At 59.4% G+C, this 17,141-nt stretch carries 18 protein-coding genes; 8 read left to right on the top strand and 10 right to left on the bottom strand.

Features of this window, described 5'->3' with window-relative positions; genetic code table 11:
- Positions 1 to 67: 67 nt before the first annotated feature.
- On the bottom strand, positions 68 to 1,243 hold the full coding sequence (locus tag Q8O96_RS25485; protein WP_305949689.1) for an EAL domain-containing protein: 1,176 nt from the start codon (positions 1,241 to 1,243) through the stop codon (positions 68 to 70).
- 329 nt (positions 1,244 to 1,572) lie between these two features.
- On the opposite strand from Q8O96_RS25485, the gene Q8O96_RS25480 reads away from it, so the two are divergent.
- A complete protein-coding gene (locus tag Q8O96_RS25480; protein WP_102865465.1) occupies positions 1,573 to 2,202 on the top strand; it encodes a response regulator transcription factor in 630 nt (209 codons plus the stop codon).
- Positions 2,203 to 2,525: 323 nt separating this feature from the next.
- Here the strand turns inward: Q8O96_RS25480 and Q8O96_RS25475 are convergent, their stop codons facing one another.
- On the bottom strand, positions 2,526 to 3,737 hold the full coding sequence (locus Q8O96_RS25475; protein ID WP_305949688.1) for a M24 family metallopeptidase: 1,212 nt from the start codon (positions 3,735 to 3,737) through the stop codon (positions 2,526 to 2,528).
- Positions 3,738 to 4,034: 297 nt separating this feature from the next.
- Here Q8O96_RS25475 and Q8O96_RS25470 point away from each other — a divergent pair, with 297 nt between their 5' ends.
- Entirely contained in the window at positions 4,035 to 4,793 is a 759-nt protein-coding gene (locus Q8O96_RS25470; RefSeq protein WP_102865467.1) for a LuxR family transcriptional regulator, read from the top strand.
- 88 nt (positions 4,794 to 4,881) lie between these two features.
- Positions 4,882 to 5,784 (top strand): proline iminopeptidase-family hydrolase, encoded by a 903-nt coding sequence (locus Q8O96_RS25465; RefSeq protein ID WP_207166571.1) that lies wholly within the window; start codon positions 4,882 to 4,884, stop codon positions 5,782 to 5,784.
- A 61-nt stretch (positions 5,785 to 5,845) separates the two neighbouring features.
- Here the strand turns inward: Q8O96_RS25465 and Q8O96_RS25460 are convergent, their stop codons facing one another.
- The 3 genes from Q8O96_RS25460 to Q8O96_RS25450 all read right to left on the bottom strand — a co-directional run bounded on the left by Q8O96_RS25460 (position 5,846) and on the right by Q8O96_RS25450 (position 8,196).
- The gene (locus Q8O96_RS25460; RefSeq protein WP_102865469.1) at positions 5,846 to 7,144 is read right to left on the bottom strand and encodes an NAD(P)/FAD-dependent oxidoreductase; all 1,299 of its coding nucleotides are present in this window, start codon (positions 7,142 to 7,144) and stop codon (positions 5,846 to 5,848) included.
- Between the two features lie 60 nt (positions 7,145 to 7,204).
- Positions 7,205 to 7,378, bottom strand: a complete 174-nt coding sequence (locus Q8O96_RS25455; RefSeq protein WP_043274580.1) for a DUF3094 family protein — start codon at positions 7,376 to 7,378, stop codon at positions 7,205 to 7,207.
- A gap of 188 nt (positions 7,379 to 7,566) precedes the next feature.
- Entirely contained in the window at positions 7,567 to 8,196 is a 630-nt protein-coding gene (locus Q8O96_RS25450) for a DUF1780 domain-containing protein (protein WP_102882240.1), read from the bottom strand.
- A 145-nt stretch (positions 8,197 to 8,341) separates the two neighbouring features.
- On the opposite strand from Q8O96_RS25450, the gene Q8O96_RS25445 reads away from it, so the two are divergent.
- The 3 genes from Q8O96_RS25445 (at position 8,342) to Q8O96_RS25435 (ending at position 9,774) form a co-directional block, all read left to right on the top strand.
- Positions 8,342 to 8,809, top strand: coding sequence for an FAD/FMN-containing dehydrogenase (locus tag Q8O96_RS25445; RefSeq protein ID WP_102882239.1), 468 nt, complete (start codon positions 8,342 to 8,344; stop codon positions 8,807 to 8,809).
- Positions 8,806 to 9,495, top strand: a complete 690-nt coding sequence (locus Q8O96_RS25440) for an energy-coupling factor ABC transporter permease (RefSeq protein WP_102865472.1) — start codon at positions 8,806 to 8,808, stop codon at positions 9,493 to 9,495. The genes Q8O96_RS25445 and Q8O96_RS25440 overlap by 4 nt, the downstream gene beginning before the upstream one ends.
- A 63-nt stretch (positions 9,496 to 9,558) precedes the next feature.
- Positions 9,559 to 9,774, top strand: coding sequence for a hypothetical protein (locus tag Q8O96_RS25435; protein WP_102865473.1), 216 nt, complete (start codon positions 9,559 to 9,561; stop codon positions 9,772 to 9,774).
- A 19-nt stretch (positions 9,775 to 9,793) separates the two neighbouring features.
- On the opposite strand, the gene yacG is transcribed toward Q8O96_RS25435, so the two are convergent.
- From yacG to Q8O96_RS25415, 4 genes are read right to left on the bottom strand one after another with little or no spacing between them, the layout of a single operon-like run.
- Complete coding sequence (gene yacG / locus Q8O96_RS25430) at positions 9,794 to 9,997, bottom strand: DNA gyrase inhibitor YacG (protein ID WP_102865474.1); 204 nt, start codon at positions 9,995 to 9,997, stop codon at positions 9,794 to 9,796.
- Positions 9,994 to 10,617, bottom strand: coding sequence for a dephospho-CoA kinase (coaE, locus tag Q8O96_RS25425; RefSeq protein ID WP_102865475.1), 624 nt, complete (start codon positions 10,615 to 10,617; stop codon positions 9,994 to 9,996). The genes yacG and coaE overlap by 4 nt, the downstream gene beginning before the upstream one ends.
- Positions 10,614 to 11,486, bottom strand: coding sequence for an A24 family peptidase (locus Q8O96_RS25420; protein ID WP_115580957.1), 873 nt, complete (start codon positions 11,484 to 11,486; stop codon positions 10,614 to 10,616). Before Q8O96_RS25420 ends, coaE begins: the two co-directional genes overlap by 4 nt.
- Before the next feature lie 2 nt (positions 11,487 to 11,488).
- Positions 11,489 to 12,706 (bottom strand): type II secretion system F family protein, encoded by a 1,218-nt coding sequence (locus Q8O96_RS25415; RefSeq protein WP_305949687.1) that lies wholly within the window; start codon positions 12,704 to 12,706, stop codon positions 11,489 to 11,491.
- Between the two features lie 225 nt (positions 12,707 to 12,931).
- On the opposite strand from Q8O96_RS25415, the gene Q8O96_RS25410 reads away from it, so the two are divergent.
- Both Q8O96_RS25410 and Q8O96_RS25405 read left to right on the top strand, forming a co-directional pair.
- Positions 12,932 to 13,348: a pilin gene (locus Q8O96_RS25410; RefSeq protein ID WP_305949686.1), complete on the top strand. Its 417-nt coding sequence runs from the start codon at positions 12,932 to 12,934 to the stop codon at positions 13,346 to 13,348.
- 239 nt (positions 13,349 to 13,587) lie between these two features.
- Positions 13,588 to 13,944, top strand: a complete 357-nt coding sequence (locus Q8O96_RS25405; protein WP_102865479.1) for a BON domain-containing protein — start codon at positions 13,588 to 13,590, stop codon at positions 13,942 to 13,944.
- A 185-nt stretch (positions 13,945 to 14,129) separates the two neighbouring features.
- Here the strand turns inward: Q8O96_RS25405 and Q8O96_RS25400 are convergent, their stop codons facing one another.
- On the bottom strand, positions 14,130 to 17,048 hold the full coding sequence (locus tag Q8O96_RS25400; RefSeq protein WP_102865480.1) for a DUF748 domain-containing protein: 2,919 nt from the start codon (positions 17,046 to 17,048) through the stop codon (positions 14,130 to 14,132).
- Between the last annotated feature and the right edge of the window lie 93 nt (positions 17,049 to 17,141).

The following is a 17,141-nucleotide window of genomic DNA, read 5'->3' as shown; positions in this document are numbered from 1 at the left end:
TGAGCGCCGGGCGGGCGGTACAGAACCTGAGCAACGGGTCGCCTCTTTGATCGGCTCTCCCAAGGGACTAACGAATGCAGTAGGCAATGAAATGGCTTTCCGGCATCGGGCGTGCAAACACGAAGCCCTGGGCTATGTCGCATCCCAGTTCCAGTAGGCGTTGCTGCTGCTCGCGGGTTTCCACTCCTTCGATAATCAGCGACATACCCAATGAACGGGCGAGCGCCACCGTGTAGCTAATGATGGCGCTGCTTCTGGGGTGATGCCCCATCTTGCGCACGAAAGTGCCGTCGAGCTTGATCTGACTGAAGGGCAACTCGCAGAGGCGATCCAGGGAGGAGTAGCCCGCACCGAAGTCATCCATGGCCAAGCCGCAGCCCATTACCCGCAGGCGTACCAGATTTTCCAGGCTACTGGCGGGAGCGCTGATCAGACTGGTTTCGGTGATTTCAAAGGTGATGCTGCTGGATGGAACCTGAAACAGCACGAGTAGGGTGGCAATGGATTCAGTCAGGGTCTGGGACGCCAGCTGTGATGGGTGCAGATTGAACGAGAAACTCAGGGGAATGCCTTTTTGCGCCAGTTTGCGGCGCAAGGCCAGGCCCTGGTCGAACAGTTGCCAGAACAGGCGGTCCAGCAAGCAGTGGTGTTCCATGATGTGCAGGAAGTGCGAAGGCGGCAGTACTCCCAGCTGTGGATGATTCCAGCGGGCTAGCGCTTCCGCTCCTTGGAGCGACGCGTTGTCGAGTGCCACCTTGGGTTGGTAGTAGGGTTCGAATTCGCCGTTGTCCAGGCCGCGAATCACGTCCGCCAGGGTGGGTAGTTCGGACTGTTTCAGAGTAGTGAGCAGGCCGTGGCGCTGGTTCTTATAACGAGTCAGCAGGGTGGTCAGGCGCTCCAGATTGAAGGGCTTGCCCAGATCACCCAGGAAGTTCAAGCCTAGGCCCCTGATCATCGAGACGGTAGTTTGGCGCAGAATCGGCTCGATCTGGCTGCACAGGATCACGGAGTGCAGTTTGCCGCTTTGGCTGGCGTGGCGCAGGAAGGCCAAACCATCCATTCCGGGCATTTTCAGGTCGCAGATGGCAATGTCCATCCTTTCGCAGCGCTCCAGCAGTGCCAGGGCTTCACTACCGCTGGCCGCTTCATGCACCTGCCCAGGCATCACTTTTTTCAGTGCGGTGACGGTAACCAGGCGTTGCAGCGGTTCATCTTCCAGGACCAGAACGTTCAAATTTTGCATTGCCGGCTCATGTCATTATTTGCCGGTCATAGTGCTAAGGCTCTAGAGTTGCAGCCATTAGGTAAATCCTCATGTGCAGTAGGAAATTTCTCATTGAAAAATCAGACTGTCTGATTCCTTAAGGAGGAGTCATTGACCCCTTGTATCCTCTGTTATTTGCCAGGAATCTGAAAATTCTGGACGACATCAAGGTGCTGTGCACGAAACTTCTACATGACATCAGCGTCTTTATACGGATACGTAAGTTGCAGCATACAGGGTGCGGTTACGTGTATTTTCCGGTCGGTCCGGCTCAACCGAAGGCCGGGTTTTTAAGGTGAAGTGACAATATGCACAGCGTATTGATAGTTGACGATCATCCCGTTGTTCGGCTCGCCGTTAAGGTCTTGCTGGAAAAGAACAACATGCGGGTGGTGGCCGAAACAGACAACGGATTGGATGCGCTGGAGTTGGTGCGCGAGCATAGGCCGGATGTGGTAATCCTCGATATCGGTATTCCCAAGTTGGATGGCCTCAAGGTGCTTTCACGTATCAAGGCTCTGGGCTTGCCCACTGAAGTGCTGGTGCTGACCTCGCAGTCGATTGAAAGCTTCTGCAGACGCTGTATTCAGCTGGGAGCTCGGGGTTTCGTCAACAAGGAGGAGGATTTGGGCAATCTGGTGGTGGCTCTGAATGCTGTGTTGGCCGGCTACACTTTTTATCCGTCGATGGCTTTGGATGTTTCCATGCCCACGGCGGAACAACAATCCGAGGCCGAGCAGATAGGCCTGCTGACTGATCGGGAAATGATCGTGTTGCAGTATCTAGCACAGGGACATTCCAACAAGGCCATTGGTGAAAAACTGTTCTTGAGCAACAAGACAGTCAGCACCTACAAGACCCGACTGTTGCAGAAGCTGGGGTTGGGGTCGCAAGTAAGCCTGGCGGAGTTTGCCAAGCGCAATGCTTTGATCCCATAAAGTGAACATGGTCGGTTACTTGTAATGTCGAGTTTTCACTTAGTTGTGTCTGGATCGCTACCGAACGATGGGGCATGCCGTGTTTGCTCGTTGTGCATGACTTAGAAAGTATCCGGGTAGACACCTGAGTGAAATGCATGGCATCTGTTTCTATTGGGTTTCAGGGCTCATCCTGGATAAGCCCTGAAAGCTCTTGTTGCCTAAGCTTTTTCTCGTGGGGTTTCAGAGGTAATCGCTGCAATCTTCACGGCTTGTTGGCTTTGTAGATGCCTGTTGATCAAGAGCGCGTTGAGCATCCCGGTCGAGTGGTCCTGATTGTCTCTTCAGCGACCGATGATGTTGTGCTGTGGTCCGTAGGGCAGCCGGGTGATGTTTTCCGCGCCTTGGGAGTTGACGATCAGAATGTCGTGCTCACGATAACCACCGGCACCTGGACTGCCTTCGGGTAGCCTGATCATCGGCTCCATGGACACCACCATGCCGGGCTCCAGCACAGTGTCCACGTCCTCGCGAAACTCCAGCCCGGTCTCGCGCCCGTAGTAGTGATTGAGGATGCCGAACGAGTGGCCGTAGCCGAAGGTCCGATATTGCAGCAAGTCGTGTTCCAGGTAGATTTCGTTCAACTGTCGGGCAATGTCGCTGCAGCGGGCTCCGGGCTTGATCAGTTGCAATCCGGCCTCATGCACCTTGAGGTTGATTTCCCACAGTCGCAGATTCGCGTCGGGACAATGCCCAAGGAACAGTGTGCGCTCCAGCGCGGTGTAGTAACCGGCGATCATCGGGAAACAGTTGAGGCTGAGTATCTCTCCCGGGCTGATGCGCCGCGAGGTCAGCGGATTGTGTGCGCCGTCGGTATTGATCCCTGATTGAAACCAGGTCCAGGTGTCCATCAATTCGGCTGCGGGAAAGGTCCGGGCGATTTCCCGCACCATGGCCTGTGTGGCGTGCAGGGCCACATCGTATTCCGATACCTGATCCTGCAGGGCATCGATGGCGGCGGCCCCGCCGATGTCGGCGATGCGTGCACCCTGGCGGATCAGTGCCTGTTCTTCGACTGACTTGAGCATGCGCATGCTCATGCACGGTGCAGCGATATCCAGGAGTTGCGCCCGAGGATAGAGCTCGGCGAAGGCCTGGTGGCTGGGCAGGGTCAGTTGATCGAACTCCAGGCCCAGCCGTGCAGCCTGCGGCAAGGCCTGTTTGACCGCGACGAAGAAGTTGCCCCGTTGCCAGTCGGTGTACACCACCTGATCATCGCAGACCGCCCGACGCCCGGGCTGCCCGCCGTCGATATTGGCGCTGATCAGCACGCTACGTTCCCGGGTCACCACCAGGGCGTACTGACGGCCGAAAGAGCAATACAGGAAGTCGGCGTAGTAGTTGATGTTGTGGTAGGAGGTGAACAGCGCCGCATCGATATCCTGCTGGGCCATATAGGCTCGCAGCGTGCTCAGGCGCTGGGCGTACTCTTTAGGGGAGAAGGTTGAAGGGACTTTTTCACCGTTGTGGATCTGAAGGGTCTTGGGCATCTGCATGGCACGGGTCCTTGTCTGCGATGAACGATGCGCGGCGCCACACTCGGGTGGGCCATGAAACGGCATTGCAGCAGACTGGGGAGGTGTGGGCATGCGTGATACCGACCTTGATGTGGTTGTCAGCGCGGCGGTTCAGAGGGGCAGGATAGGTTAAAACATGGGCCTCTTTCATGAAGGGCACCGCTAAACCGGGTAGCACAACCTAGTAGTTCTTATAGGTTTTGCCTGGTCGGCTCCTATCGAGCGTGGCATTCTAGGCCCTGCTGTTAAGGATCAGACAGTAAGGAGACTGAACGGATGCAAAGCAGGCTCGCGGAAGTTAACTCTCGTCTTTTGCTCGGAAACACATTGCATGAGCGGATGGCGGGGACCATGGAAGTGGCCTCGGGGTTGGGGTTCGATGCCCTGGTTTACGACTACAGTCCGGTGCCTTTTGATCAGCAGGGCGAACTGATCATTCCCAGTGCAATGGTCTGCAATACCCCAAAGGACTGGCTGGAGCTCTGGTGCGACGAGGGGTATTACCATATCGACCCGGTCCAGCAGGTGGCGCTGGACAGCATTTCTCCCTTTATCTGGTCCTACAGACCCGAAGCGGAAACCGTCTTGCGCCAGGCTATGGGGCAGCAGCACGCGCCGGTATCGAGTTACCTGCAGCATCATCAAATGTCCCATGGCATGACTGTTCCCATTCACTTGCCTGGTGGTGGTTTCGCCAGCCTGACCGGTTTGCGCTCGGGCAGTACCCAGGTGGCCTTGCATGATCTGCAACAGGTCTTGAGGGATTTCACGCTTCTTTCTCATGCTCTGCAGGAACACCTCTACCTACCGCTCAGTAAAAGCATTCGCAGCTATCCGGTTCAACTGACCAAGCGCGAGCGCGAGTGCCTGAAATGGGCGGCCGAGGGCATGACCTCTGGTGAAATTGCTGAACGCCTGCAGCGTTCCGTGGCCACCATCAACCTGCATCTGACCTCGGCGATGCACAAGTTGGGCGCCAAGAATCGGGTTCAGGCCGTGGTTCGAGCCGTTCACTATCGCTTGCTGGAAAACTAAAGCGAGCACAACCGGCCCGGTCTTATCGCTGATACGGGGGCGAGGCCGAAAATGACACAGGGTGATCGTCATCAGGGAGTGATGCGCAATGAAAGCAAGTAAACCACCACAGGAAGGTTATGCCTCCTTTGGCTCCTGGCAGACCTGGTATCGGGTGACGGGGGATCTGCAGAGTGGTCTGACGCCCCTGGTGATATTGCACGGCGGCCCGGGCTGCACTTATGACACCGTTGATGCCTTCAGGGATGTGGCGGCCAGTGGCCGGGCGATCGTTCAGTTCGATCATCTCGGCAGTGGATTTTCCACTCGCCTGGAGGACAAGCCTTCTTCATTCTGGAGCGTCGAGCTGTATCTGGAAGAGCTGAACAATCTTCTGGATCACCTGCGCATCAGTGAGGACTACGCCTTGCTCGGACATTCCTGGGGTGGGGCGCTGGCCAGCGAGCATGCCGTCTTGACCCCTGCGGGCCTGCGAGCCCTGATCATCGCCAATGCCCCGGCCGACATGCGGACCTGGCAGGCTGAAACCCTGGGTTTGCGTGAGGCCTTGCCAGAGGGGGTCTTGCAGACCTTGATCGGCCACGAGCAGGCTGGAACCCTCCATAGCGCCGAGTACGTGCAGGCCTCACAGGTGTATTTTGAGCGGCACGTGTGCCGGCTTCGGCCTTGGCCGGAAGAGGTGGTACGCATTTTTTCCAGGGGATGTTGCGCTACCACGGTGGAAAGTGTGCCGCAGCGTGCTAGGAATTTCCCTCTCCTGAGCAACCTGCAGGACTGGAGCGTTGTCGAGCGCCTGCCGCGAATCAAGGTGCCGAGCCTGCTGATCTCAGGGCGTTACGACGAAGCAACCCCTGTAGTGGTCAAACCCTATCTGGACAACGTTCCGAACATTCGCTGGGCACTGTTCGAGAACTCCAGCCACATGCCCCATATCGAGGAGCGGGTTGCCTGTATGGGAACGGTGGTGAGCTTTCTGGATGAGTGTCTGTAGCACACGCTTCGCCCGCCCGTGCACCCCACTACCTTGCGTAGCGGGGCGTACTTTCAGGCGCTTAGTGCAACTTCAAGCGTGGGTCGGTGCCTCGTCCAATCCGGCTGCCGAGCATCAGCATCGCCGTGCGGAACACTCCGTACAGGGCCATTTGGTGCATGCGGTACAGCGAGATGTAGAACATCCTTGCCAGCCAGCCTTCGAGCATCACACTGCCGGTGAGATTGCCCATCAGGTTGCCCACCGCCGAGAAGCGCGAGAGCGAGATCAGCGAACCGTAGTCGGTGTACTTGTAGGTCGGTAGGTCTTTGCCTTCGATACGCAGTTTCAGCGATTTGGCCAGCAGTGAGGCTTGTTGGTGCGCAGCCTGGGCCCGTGGCGGTACGTTGCGGTCGCTGCCGGGTTGAGGGCAGGCGGCGCAGTCGCCGAAGGCAAAGATGTTCTCGTCACGGGTGGTCTGCAGGGTTGGCAGCACCTGGAGCTGGTTGATGCGGTTGGTTTCCAGGCCGTCGATGTCCTTGAGGAAACCCGGCGCGCGGATGCCGGCAGCCCACACCTTGAGGCTGGCGGGAATGGTCTGGCCATCAGCGGTGATCAGACTGTCGGCGGTCACTTCACTGACTGAAGCGTTGGTCAGCACTTTGACCCCGAGTTTCTCCAGGGTCTTGTGCACCGGCCCGCTGATGCGCTCGGGCAGGGCCGGCAGCACCCGTGGCCCTGCTTCGATCAGGGTGATGTGCATGTTTTCCGGGAGGATCCGATCCAGGCCGTAGGCGGCCAGTTCATGGGCGGCGTTGTGCAGTTCCGCTGCCAGTTCCACACCGGTGGCACCGGCGCCGACGATGGCCACGCTGATCTGTTCCACGGCATCTGTCTGCCCGGCGTGGGCCCGCAGGTAGTGATTGAGCAGTTGCTGGTGGAAGCGTTCGGCCTGTTTGCGGGTGTCAAGGAACAGGCAATGCTGGGCGGCGCCCTGGGTGCCGAAGTCGTTGGTGGTACTGCCCACGGCGATCACCAGGGTGTCGTAGCCCAGTTCACGGGCCGGCAACAGTTCTGTGCCTTCCTCGTCATAGGTGGCAGCCAACTGGATCTTTTTCTGTTGACGATCGAGCCCGCTCATACGGCCCAGCTGGAACTCGAAGTGGTTCCATTTTGCTTGGGCAACGTAGTTGAGTTCGTCTTCGGAGGAATTCAGTGAGCCGGCGGCCACTTCGTGCAGCAGGGGTTTCCAGATATGGGTCAGGTTGGCGTCCACCAGCATCACACTGGCGGTGCCGCGCTTGCCCAGGGTCTTACCCAGGCGGGTCGCCAACTCCAGGCCGCCGGCGCCGCCGCCAACGATGACAATACGATGAGTCATGGGGATATCTCGCAAGGCTAAAAGAAATCGGTGCAGTCAACCGAGCGAGCGCGATGCAGCTCATAGCGTCAGGTAACTGATAAAACGGCTCAACAGGCCCAGGGCGACCGTCACCACGACCACCACCACAAGGAGCATCCACGGCCGAAAGGGCCGGCGCTCGACTCGGTGCTGGGGCAGTTGCAGGTATTCTTCGACATGGCGTTGGTCGTCGGGGTTCAGGCGGCTGCTCATAAAGGGCCTCGTCAGGTAGACGTCGCAACACAGGGGAATGTTACAGCGCGATGCAATCGAGCATTTACCGAGCATAGCCGCTGCGCGTGGGGGCTCGATGACGAAGTCCCGGCGTTGGCAGGCAAGAGCGCTTTTTTACCATTGCCCGGAACATTGCGCCATGCCCAGGCGAGGCGGATTGACGGACTTTACAAACTGATGCCGACGTCGAAAACGATACTGCGGCCCAGGTTGCTACGCAGGAACTCCGGCGCATCCGGATGGGCGAACAGCACCCGGGCGAAGGTCGGTCCCACCAGGGACAGCGAGCGCCAGCCCTGGCGCAGGTATTCAGTGGGGGGCGGGAAGTGGCTGTTCAGATCCAGCACTTCACGTTTCAGGGCGGCGAAGGCGATGATGTCCAGCTCCCCGAGGTTCATCCCACGCTCCTTGTAGTTGTGGGCCTTCTTGCGCAGGGTCGGCCCCAGGCGCAGCAACAGTTCGTTAGCCGGGATGCGCTTGGGCTTGGCTTCGCGTCGTACCAGTTGGCTCAGGGAAAATGCGCTGCGCCGGCGTTGCAGTTCGTCGCGCCATTCATCATTGAGTCGGCGGCCTTCATCAAGGACGAAGAACACCTCGAAGCTGGCCTCGCGAAACAGCACATCCGGCGGCTCCTGCCCGGCGGCGCTGAATTCGTCGTTGCGATAGGGAATATTCAGGCCTTGCAGCAGGCGCTGGCAGACCCAACGCTCACGCTCCCATTTGCGGGCATTGGACAGAAACGCGTTGGCTTGTTCGGCCTGAATGGTGAGCAGGCGCAAAAAATCTGAGTCATCCATATCTCCAAGCTTAGCGCTCAAATATGACCTTAAAAACCACGCTTCTCGAAAAACCTCTGCACCCGGTGCCTGGCGGTGCTTGCTGGAGCCTGCCCAGGGGCGGTGTAGACTGTTTCCCGTCCTACCCCTCGATAAGGAGTGTGCAGTGAAACGCTGGTCAATTCTGTTGCTGGGCCTGTTGCCCCTGTGGGCCCAGGCCCTTGAAATCGGTGAGCGTCTGGCACCCTGGACCTTGCTGGATCAGTTCGATCAAGCCTACAGCCTCGATTCACAGGCGCAGATCCTGCTGGTGGCGCGCGGTATGGACGCGGCCAAGGTGGTGAACGGGGCGCTCAAGGACAAGCCCAAGGATTATCTGCAGGCGCGTCACGGGGTGTTTGTCGCGGATATCCAGCGCATGCCGGCGCTGATCGCCAAGATGTTCGCAGTTCCGGCCATGCGTGATTATCCCTACCGGGTGATGCTCGACCGCGAAGGGCGTGTGGCCTCTCGTTACCCTGCCGCCGAGGACAAGGTCTTGTGGCTGCAGTTGCAGGACGGCCAATTGGTGTCTCGGCAGGAATTCACCACCGTCGAGCAACTGAAGACTGCGCTGGAGAAAGCCCGGCCATGATCAGCGCGGCGCTGCTGTCACCGGCAAGCCTGAGTATCGGCTGGCTGCTGTATGTGCCGGTTCTGATCTGGGCGGTGTGGCGGGCGCCCTGGGTCGAGCTGTTCACCGACAGTCGCCGTCAGCATCTACTGTTCGGAACGGTGTTTGCGTTGTTTCTGCTGTGGTTGGTGCGCCGGGATTTCGATACTGGAGTGTCTTATCACTTCATTGGCATGACGGCGGTGACCTTACTGCTGGATTGGCCACTGGCGATTGTCGGTGGCCTGATTGCGCAGCTGGGCTTGCTGGCACTGGGGCGGCAGGAACTGGCGGCAATGGGGGTCAATGGCGCCTTGCTGATCCTGTTGCCGGTGGCGGTAACCGAGGCCTGTGCCGGTCTGGTGGAGCGGGCTCAACCGCGCAATCCCTTCGTCTATATCTTCTGCTCCGGATTCTTCGCCGCGGCCCTGTCGGCGCTGTTGTGCCTGCTTTGTGGCCTGGGGCTCTTGTGGCTTGATGGGCGTTTCGCCATGCCCGAATGGCTGGAGGATTTTGTCGGCTACCTGTGGCTGATCATCTTTCCCGAGGCATTTATCAACGGCATGGTGATCAGCGCCCTGGTGGTGTTCTGCCCGGAATGGCTGGAAACCTTCAATCGCACCCGCTACCTCAGTGCGCCCTGGAAGGATGAGGACCCGCGCCCTTGATCCATATCAACTCCGAGCCTGGGGCCGCGCTGCATGCTCGGCAAAAATCTCAGGAGTGCGGTCATGAGCGTCTATCAGTGGGCCCGGCAAGAAGTGCGCGACAGTCTGCACAGTGCCCAGCAGGAAGGTTTTGAACCGGGTTTGAGCCTGCGGGCGCTGCTCAGCGCGGTGGTGCAGCAGAGCAAGGGCGTACGTAGCATCGAGGATCTGGCTGACGAGTTGCAGTTCCTCGCGGAGAACCTCGACGACGATCAGGACTACAGCTTCATGCGGCCCTGATCAGCGTCGGTTCGAGCACTCAGTGAGCGCGGGGCGGCAGTTCCTCCGAGAACAGTTCGTCCTCGGCATCCGGGCTCACTGGAATCTTGTGTTCCTCGGCGGCCCAGGCCCCCAGGTCGATCAATTTGCAACGGTCGGAACAGAACGGCCGGTTGGTGTTGGTCGCGGTCCATTCCACGGGGGCGCCACAGGTTGGGCATTCGACGGTCAGGGGTTGGCTCATGACTGGCCTCCACGCAAAGTTAGGTAAAAGTGATGCAGGCGTTCGACTTCGCTGCGCAACCAGGCGTGATCGCGGTCGTTGACCAGCACATCGTCGGCGTGACGCAGGCGCTCCTCGCGGCTGGCCTGGGCCTGGAGAATCGCCTGGACCTGCTGTTCGCTGATCTGGTCGCGCTGCAAGGTGCGTTCGATCTGCAATTGTTGCGGCACATCGATCACCAGAATCCGTTGGGTCATCCGGAACTGGCCTGACTCGATCAGCAGTGGCGACACCAGGATCGCGTAAGGCGATTCGGCACGGGCCAGATGGCTGACGATCTCCTCGGCAATCAGCGGGTGTAATAGCGCCTCCAGCCAGCGACGCTGTTCGGGGACTTCGAAGATCAACTTGCGCAGTGCCGCGCGATCCAGTTGGCCGTCGGCCTGCAGCACGCTGTCACCAAAGTGCTGGGCAATCTGTTCCAAGGCCGGGCGGCCCGGTTCCACCACCCAGCGAGCGGCGTGATCGGCATCGATCACATGCACGCCCAGGTCGATGAAGTGCTGGGCGGCAGCGCTTTTGCCGCTGCCGATACCGCCGGTGAGGCCGAGGGTCCAGGGTGTGTTTACGGAGCGAGTCATTGGAAACCGACAAACTGCAAATAGAAGTCGGTCATTTGACCACCCCAGAGCAAGGCAATCCAGCCGGCAATGGCCAGAAAGGGGCCGAAGGGGATGGGCGTCGAGGTCTTGGCCCGGTTCAGGCGCAGCATGACAGTGCCGAGAATCGCTCCCACCAGAGAGGACAGGAGCAAGGTCAGCGGCAGGATTTGCCAGCCGCCCCAGGCGCCAAGCATCGCTAGCAGCTTGAAGTCGCCGTGGCCCATGCCGTCCTTGCCGGTCAGCAATTTGAACAGCCAGAACACTGACCACAGGCACAGATAGCCGAGTACCGCGCCCCACAGGGCGTCCTCCAGGCTCACCAGTACCTCGAAGCTGTTGGCAATCAGTCCCAGCCACAGCAGTGGCAACACCAGCACGTCTGGCAGCAGTTGGTGATCGGCATCGATCAGGCTCATGGCCAGTAACCCCCAACTGAGGATCAGCAGCAGGCCCGCGGGCCAGCCAAAACCGAAGTGCCAGGCGACGTACGCCGAGATCAGCCCGCAAGCCAGTTCGGTTAGTGGGTAGCGCCGGCTGATGACGGTCCTGCAGTGGGCGCAACGACCCCGCAGCCACAGATAGCTGAGCAGGGGAATGTTTTGCCAGGGGCGGATCGGTTGTGCGCAGTGGGGGCATTGGGAGTGGGGCAGCAGCAGGTTGTAGGGCGCCGCCACAGGCTCCGGGGGCAGTCCCAGCACTTCGTGGGCTTGAGCCCGCCAATCGCGTTCAAGCATTTTTGGCAGGCGCCACACCAGCACGTTCAGAAAGCTGCCTACGAGCAGCCCCAGTACCAGGGCCGCAGTCACGAAGGCCAGGGGGTAAAGGGTCATGGCTTCAGTCAATGACATGTTCAGATCGCTGTGCCGAGTTGAAAGATGGGCAGGTACATGGCAACCACCAGGGCGCCGACGATACTGCCCAGGATGACCATGATCAACGGCTCCATGAGGCTGGTCAGGCTGTCGACCAGATGGTCCACCTCGACCTCATAATGTGCTGCGACTTTTTCCAGCAGATGGTCCAGCATTCCGGATTCTTCACCGATGGCGGTCATCTGGATCGCCATAGTAGGGAAGACGCCGCTGGCGCGCATGGCAAAGTTCAGTTGCATGCCACTGGCCACTTGTTGGCGGATGCGTTCCACCGCTTGCCTGAAGACCTTATTGCCGCTGGCTCCGGCCACTGAGTCCAGGGCCTGGACCAGAGGCACGCCAGCCGCGAAGGTGGTGGCCAGCGTACGGGCGTAGCGGGCCACTGCGGCCTTGTACAGCAGCGGGCCGGCCAAGGGCAGGCGTAGCAGTCCCTGATCCACACGGTCCCGCAGGCGCTCCGAGCGCCGATAAGCCTGCCTGATCCCTACTCCCATCAGCAGGCCGGCGCTGAGCAACCATCCGCCGTGGTTCTGGATGACATGGGAAAGGGTGATGACCCATTGGGTCAGTAGCGGCAATTGGGCGTTGAACCCGGCGAACAGGCTCTGGAACTGGGGAACTACCTTGATCAGTAGGATGCTGCTGACCAGGACGGCCACGCCGATCACCGCCACGGGATAGACCATGGCCTTTTTTACCCGGGCCTTGAGGTTCTCGCTTTTTTCCCTATGGGTGGCGACCCGTTCCAGCAGGGTATCCAGGGCGCCGGACTGTTCGCCGGCCTCCACCAGATTGCAGTACAGCTCGTCAAAGTGGCGCGGATGTCGGCGCAGCGCTGTGGCCAGGCTTGAGCCAGCCTCGATGTCGCGTTTGAGGCTGGCCAGCAGTTGGCGCATCGGCGGTTGGACGAAGCTCTCGGCAATGATTTCGAAGGCTTGCAGCAGTGGCACTCCGGCCTGCATCAGGGTTGCCAGTTGCCGGGTGAACAGGGCGATCTCCCGTGCCTTGATCCGTTGGCCCGATCGGAGCCAGGCCCTGGGCTTGCGGCGTACCCGGGTTGGAGTGATGCCTTGCCTGCGCAGCTGAGCTCGGATCAGCGCCGGGTTTGTAGCGCTCAGCTCGCCGGCCAACTTGTGGCCCTGGCCGTCGGTGCCTTGCCAGAGATAGACGCTGGCCACAGGTGCTTTTACCGCCATGGTTCAATCCTTGATGCAGGGGTGAGCTTCTTGAAGCCTAGCCGCCGGGCACCTGACGCATAGGGGCGCTAGATGACGAAATTTGTCAGTTTGTGCAACTCCTCGTACTCAAGGTTATGGGCTATCAGTGCTGCAGGCCTTGAATTCCGTGGGGTTGAGCTTGGCACAGGGCATGCTTCAAGCCTTGCTGATTACCCACGGAGTATTCTTGCCAGGAGGCAACTCATGAAACATCAATCCGCTTTTACCCTGATCGAATTGCTGGTGGTGGTGGCCATCATTGGCATTCTCACCACAGTGGCGATGCCGCTGTATTCCAAGTACCAGGTGCGGGCCAAGATGATGGCCGCGTTGGCCGAGGCGTCGGCGCTGAAGGTCAATATCGAGGACCTGCTTAATCAGGGAATCGACCCAACTCTGGCCCTCGCCGGTGGCACGCCCTTGACGTTGAACTGCCGAATGAGCGCCGAGGGCACTGCCGCCACCGGTGAAGGCAGTATCGGCTGTACCCTCCTCAATGCTCCGGGGGCAGTGTTGAACAAGACTCTGGTACTGAGCCGTTCGCCAGCTTCGGGATGGACGTGCAACACCACGGTGGAGGCCGACTATGCGCCCAAGGGCTGTGCCGCGCACGACACCTGAGTCCTGGCAGGCTGTTGGGTGTGGGCTTGATGAACTGCGTCGAAAAAAGCCGCAACTTGCATGCAGATTGTTGTGTGGTCATGCATTTTGCATGATGCTGATTCTTCGCCTTATCTGTAACTTATTGTTTTTTATGGGGTTTTTATGTGGTCTGGACTTGGCACAGCACCTGCAATATCCCTCATAACCCTGTTGCCAGGACACGGCGCAGGCTTTCTAAAAGAACAGGAGTTACTCGTATGAAGAAGTTCGCTATCGCTGCTGCAACTGCTACCGCTCTGACCCTGACCATGTCCAACGCAGCATTTGCGCAGACCACTCAAAGCACCCAGTCGCCTATGGTCGTGGCTGCCGGTGAAGTGACCAAGGCCAAAGAGGCCACCTCCGATACCTGGATCACCACCAAAGTGAAAAGCGATCTGGTAACCGAGAAAGGCATTCCTGGCACCGACATCAAGGTTGAAACCAACAAGGGCGTCGTCTCGCTGTCGTCCACTGTTGCCATTACCGAGGCGCAGAAAGCCACAGCAGTGGCAATCACCAAGAAAATCAAGGGCGTTCAAGCGGTCTCTGCCGACGGCCTGAAAGCCGAGTAAGACTCCAAGCTTCTCGCCTGGACAGGGAGAGGGCGCGGTAGACGAGCCAAGCGATACGTCTGCCGCTGCTTTCAAAGGTTCATGCGGAAGATCACAAGGATGTGATCATTACAGGCCCCGGCACTTTGTGTCGGGGCCTGTTCTATTGGGCGGGGAAGTGGAGCTGCTTGAGGCCGGCGCGGGCCTTACTCGCTGTCCAGGTGCAGCGGAGTGATCACCTTGCCGTCGCTTTCGGCCTGGCCGAGGTTGGCATCGATGAAGTAGACCCGGTCATCGGCCAGTTGGCCCTTGTCCACCAGGAAGTCCTTGATGCTGCTGGCCCGTTCCTGGCCCAGTTGGCGCAGCAACACGTCACTGCCGCTCCAGAACTTGATCAGCCCCTCACGCAGTTTGGCACTGCGCTCGTCGCGGCTGAGCTGGGTCCATTCGGCCGGAGGTTGCTGTTTCAGACGGGTGCGGTAAATGCCTTCCAGCAATGGCGCTTTCTCGCCCTCGGGAACCTGCAGCAAGGACGCCTGGGCCGGCACCTTGTCGCCGCGCCGTTGCAGGATCTTGTAGTAGTTGTACTGGTACTCGCGCTCCAGACGCTGTTCGGCGATCAGCGGACCATCGCTGCTCTGGGCGCTGGTGCCTTCGATCTCCAGGCGCAAGGTCGGACGCTCCTTGAGGGCCTTGGCCAGGGTGGTGAGGGCTGACTCGGACTCTTTGCTCAGTTCGCTGGAGCCAGGCGCGAAAGACACACTGCTCAGGTCTTCAGAGTCGCCGCCGGTGACCAGGCCGCCAATGAACTTGAAGGGGGCCTGGGCTGCTCGCAGCACCAGGTTGCGCAGGGTCTGCCAGACGATTGGCATCACGCTGAACTGTGGGTTGTTGAGGTCGCCGGAAATTGGCAACTCGATGGAAATCTTGCCGTCGGTGTCTTTCAGCAGGGCCACGGCCAGGCGAATTGGCAGGTCTACGGCGTCTGGGCTGTCGACCTTTTCACCCAGTTGCAGTTGTTCGACCACCAGTTTGTTCTCGGCCTTGAGCTGGCCCTTGGTGATCATGTAATGCAAGTCGAGGTTGAGTCGGCCCTTGCGAATACGAAAGCCGGCAAATTTTCCGGAATAGGGCGTCAGGGTGGTCAACTCCACTCGCTTGAAGCTGGTGGCGATATCCAGTGCGGCCATTGGATCGAAGGGGTTGACGCTGCCCTTGATGGTCACTGGAGCGTAGCGGTCGACCTTGCCCTTGACGTCGACTTCCGCCGGCTTGGCCTGGCGGCTGTCGATGGTGCCGATATGCCCGTTGAGTTGCTGGACTGCCGTGGCGAAGTTTGGTGTCAGGCTCAGGTCGGCGAAGTTGGCCGAACCATCGTTGATGGCGATTTTACCAATGTGAATACCCAGTGGCTTGCTGGAACTTGGGGCGGGCTTGCCCGAGGATTTGCTGCTGCCGCCTGCAGGTTGTGGAATCAGCAGGTCGTCGATATTGGTGGTGCGGTCATCGTTGATGATGAAGCGCGCATAAGGCTGCATCAGGTTGACCTGGCTGATGGTCAGGCTGTCACCGTGCTGATAGTTCAGGCCCTCCACCACCACTTGTTTCCACTTCACGAAGTCGCGGGTCTTGAGGGTGTCCAGGGTGTGCAACTGATCCACTTCGGCCCGGCCGGTGATGCTGAAGGTCAACGGTTCGACTTTCTTCAGGTCCACTGCCAGGTCGCTGCCGAGCATGCCGCTGCGCAGTTCCAGGCGAATGAACGGGCTGATGTAGGACTGGGCGACCCGCAGGTCGATGTCCTTGGTCTGCACCTTGAGCTTGGCGGTGATGGGGTTGAGATTGACTTCGCCGGTGGCGCTGACCTTGCCTTGTTTACCCAGGCCGGTATCGAGCTTTAGGGTGAAAGGCGACTGGTTGAGGCTGTCGAAGTTTTTCAGATCCAGGTTCAGCGGGCCAACGTCCAGCGCCACGGCCGGTTTGGCTTGGCGGTCGGCCAGGTGCACCTGATAGTTGCGCAGTTCCACATCCTTTAGCAGTACCTGCCAGGGCTTGCTGGGGACTGCGGGTTCCTTGGGGGTATCGGCTGTGGCTGGCTGAGGCTTGGCTGCCGGCTTGGCGGGTTGGCTGGCGAAGAGCTTTTGCCAGTCCAGTTGGCCATCGGCTTCAAGGGCGGCCCAGGTCTCCAGTTTCTGGCTGCGGATCTTGCCGACTATGACGTGCTGCTTGGCCAGGTCCACCGTCGCTTCGCTGATGTCCAGGCGCTCCAGGCGCGCTAGCGGGCGACCGTCCGGGGCTTTGATGGCGAATGGCGCAACGCTGATGGAGGTGTTGTCCAGCAGCAGTTCGGTTTCCTTGGTCAGGCTGAATTTATAGTGGGTGCTGAGGTTGACCACGCCGTCTTCCAGCACCAGCGGCACGGCGTCACGTACATAGGGCCACCAGGCTTTCATCTTGCCGTCGGTGACTTTCAAGGTGCCTTCTGAAGCCAGTGGGGTCACGCTGAAGTTGCCGCTCCAGTCGATCTGTCCACCTTCCGGGCCGGTGGCCATCAGGGTCATGTCGGCGCTGTCATCCGGCAGGGTGCTGAGGTTCTTCAGTTCAAAGTCGAGCTTGTTGTAGAGAAACTCGATGGGCTCGCTGGGGCGCAGGTCCTTGAAGTGCAGATAGCCGCCCGCCAGCTTGATGCGTTCAATGCGAACGGGAAATGGCTTGGCGTCGGGATCGCTCGGGGTCGGTTCGCTGGCAGGCAGCTTGAACAGGGCCAGGAGGTTGAGCTTGCCTTCCTTGTCGAAGAGGATCTCGGTCTTGGGCTGGTCCAGTTCGATGTCCGCCAGATGCAGAGCGCGTTTCCACAGACTGTCCAATTGCAGATTGGCGTAGAGGCGCTGGAAGGCAATCTGTTCCTTGCCCGGTTCGCCGACGCTCAGGCCCCAGAGGGTCAGTTCCAGGCTGAAGGGGTTGAGTTCGATACGCTGGATATGGGCCGGGGTCGTGGCGTAGTTGGCCAGTTGCTGGTTGGCCACCCGCAAGGCGATGCCCGGCAAAATCAGAAAGCCCAGCAGACTGTAAAGGGCGAGAGCGGTCAACAAGGCGCAGAGAGCGCGAATCAATCCTTTGGTCATGCGAGGCTTCATCTATCTGGATCGGAAGTGCCTTGGAGTATGGCACGCGTTTACGGTTCCGAAACCATCGCAGTCTTCAGGATTGTTCAGATT

Origin of the sequence: Pseudomonas sp. LPH60 (assembly GCF_030718165.1) — a bacterium.
Taxonomy (GTDB): domain Bacteria; phylum Pseudomonadota; class Gammaproteobacteria; order Pseudomonadales; family Pseudomonadaceae; genus Aquipseudomonas; species Aquipseudomonas danubii.
The sequence above is the reverse complement of the archived record's forward strand: the minus strand, read 5'-3'. Positions and strand labels throughout refer to the sequence as shown.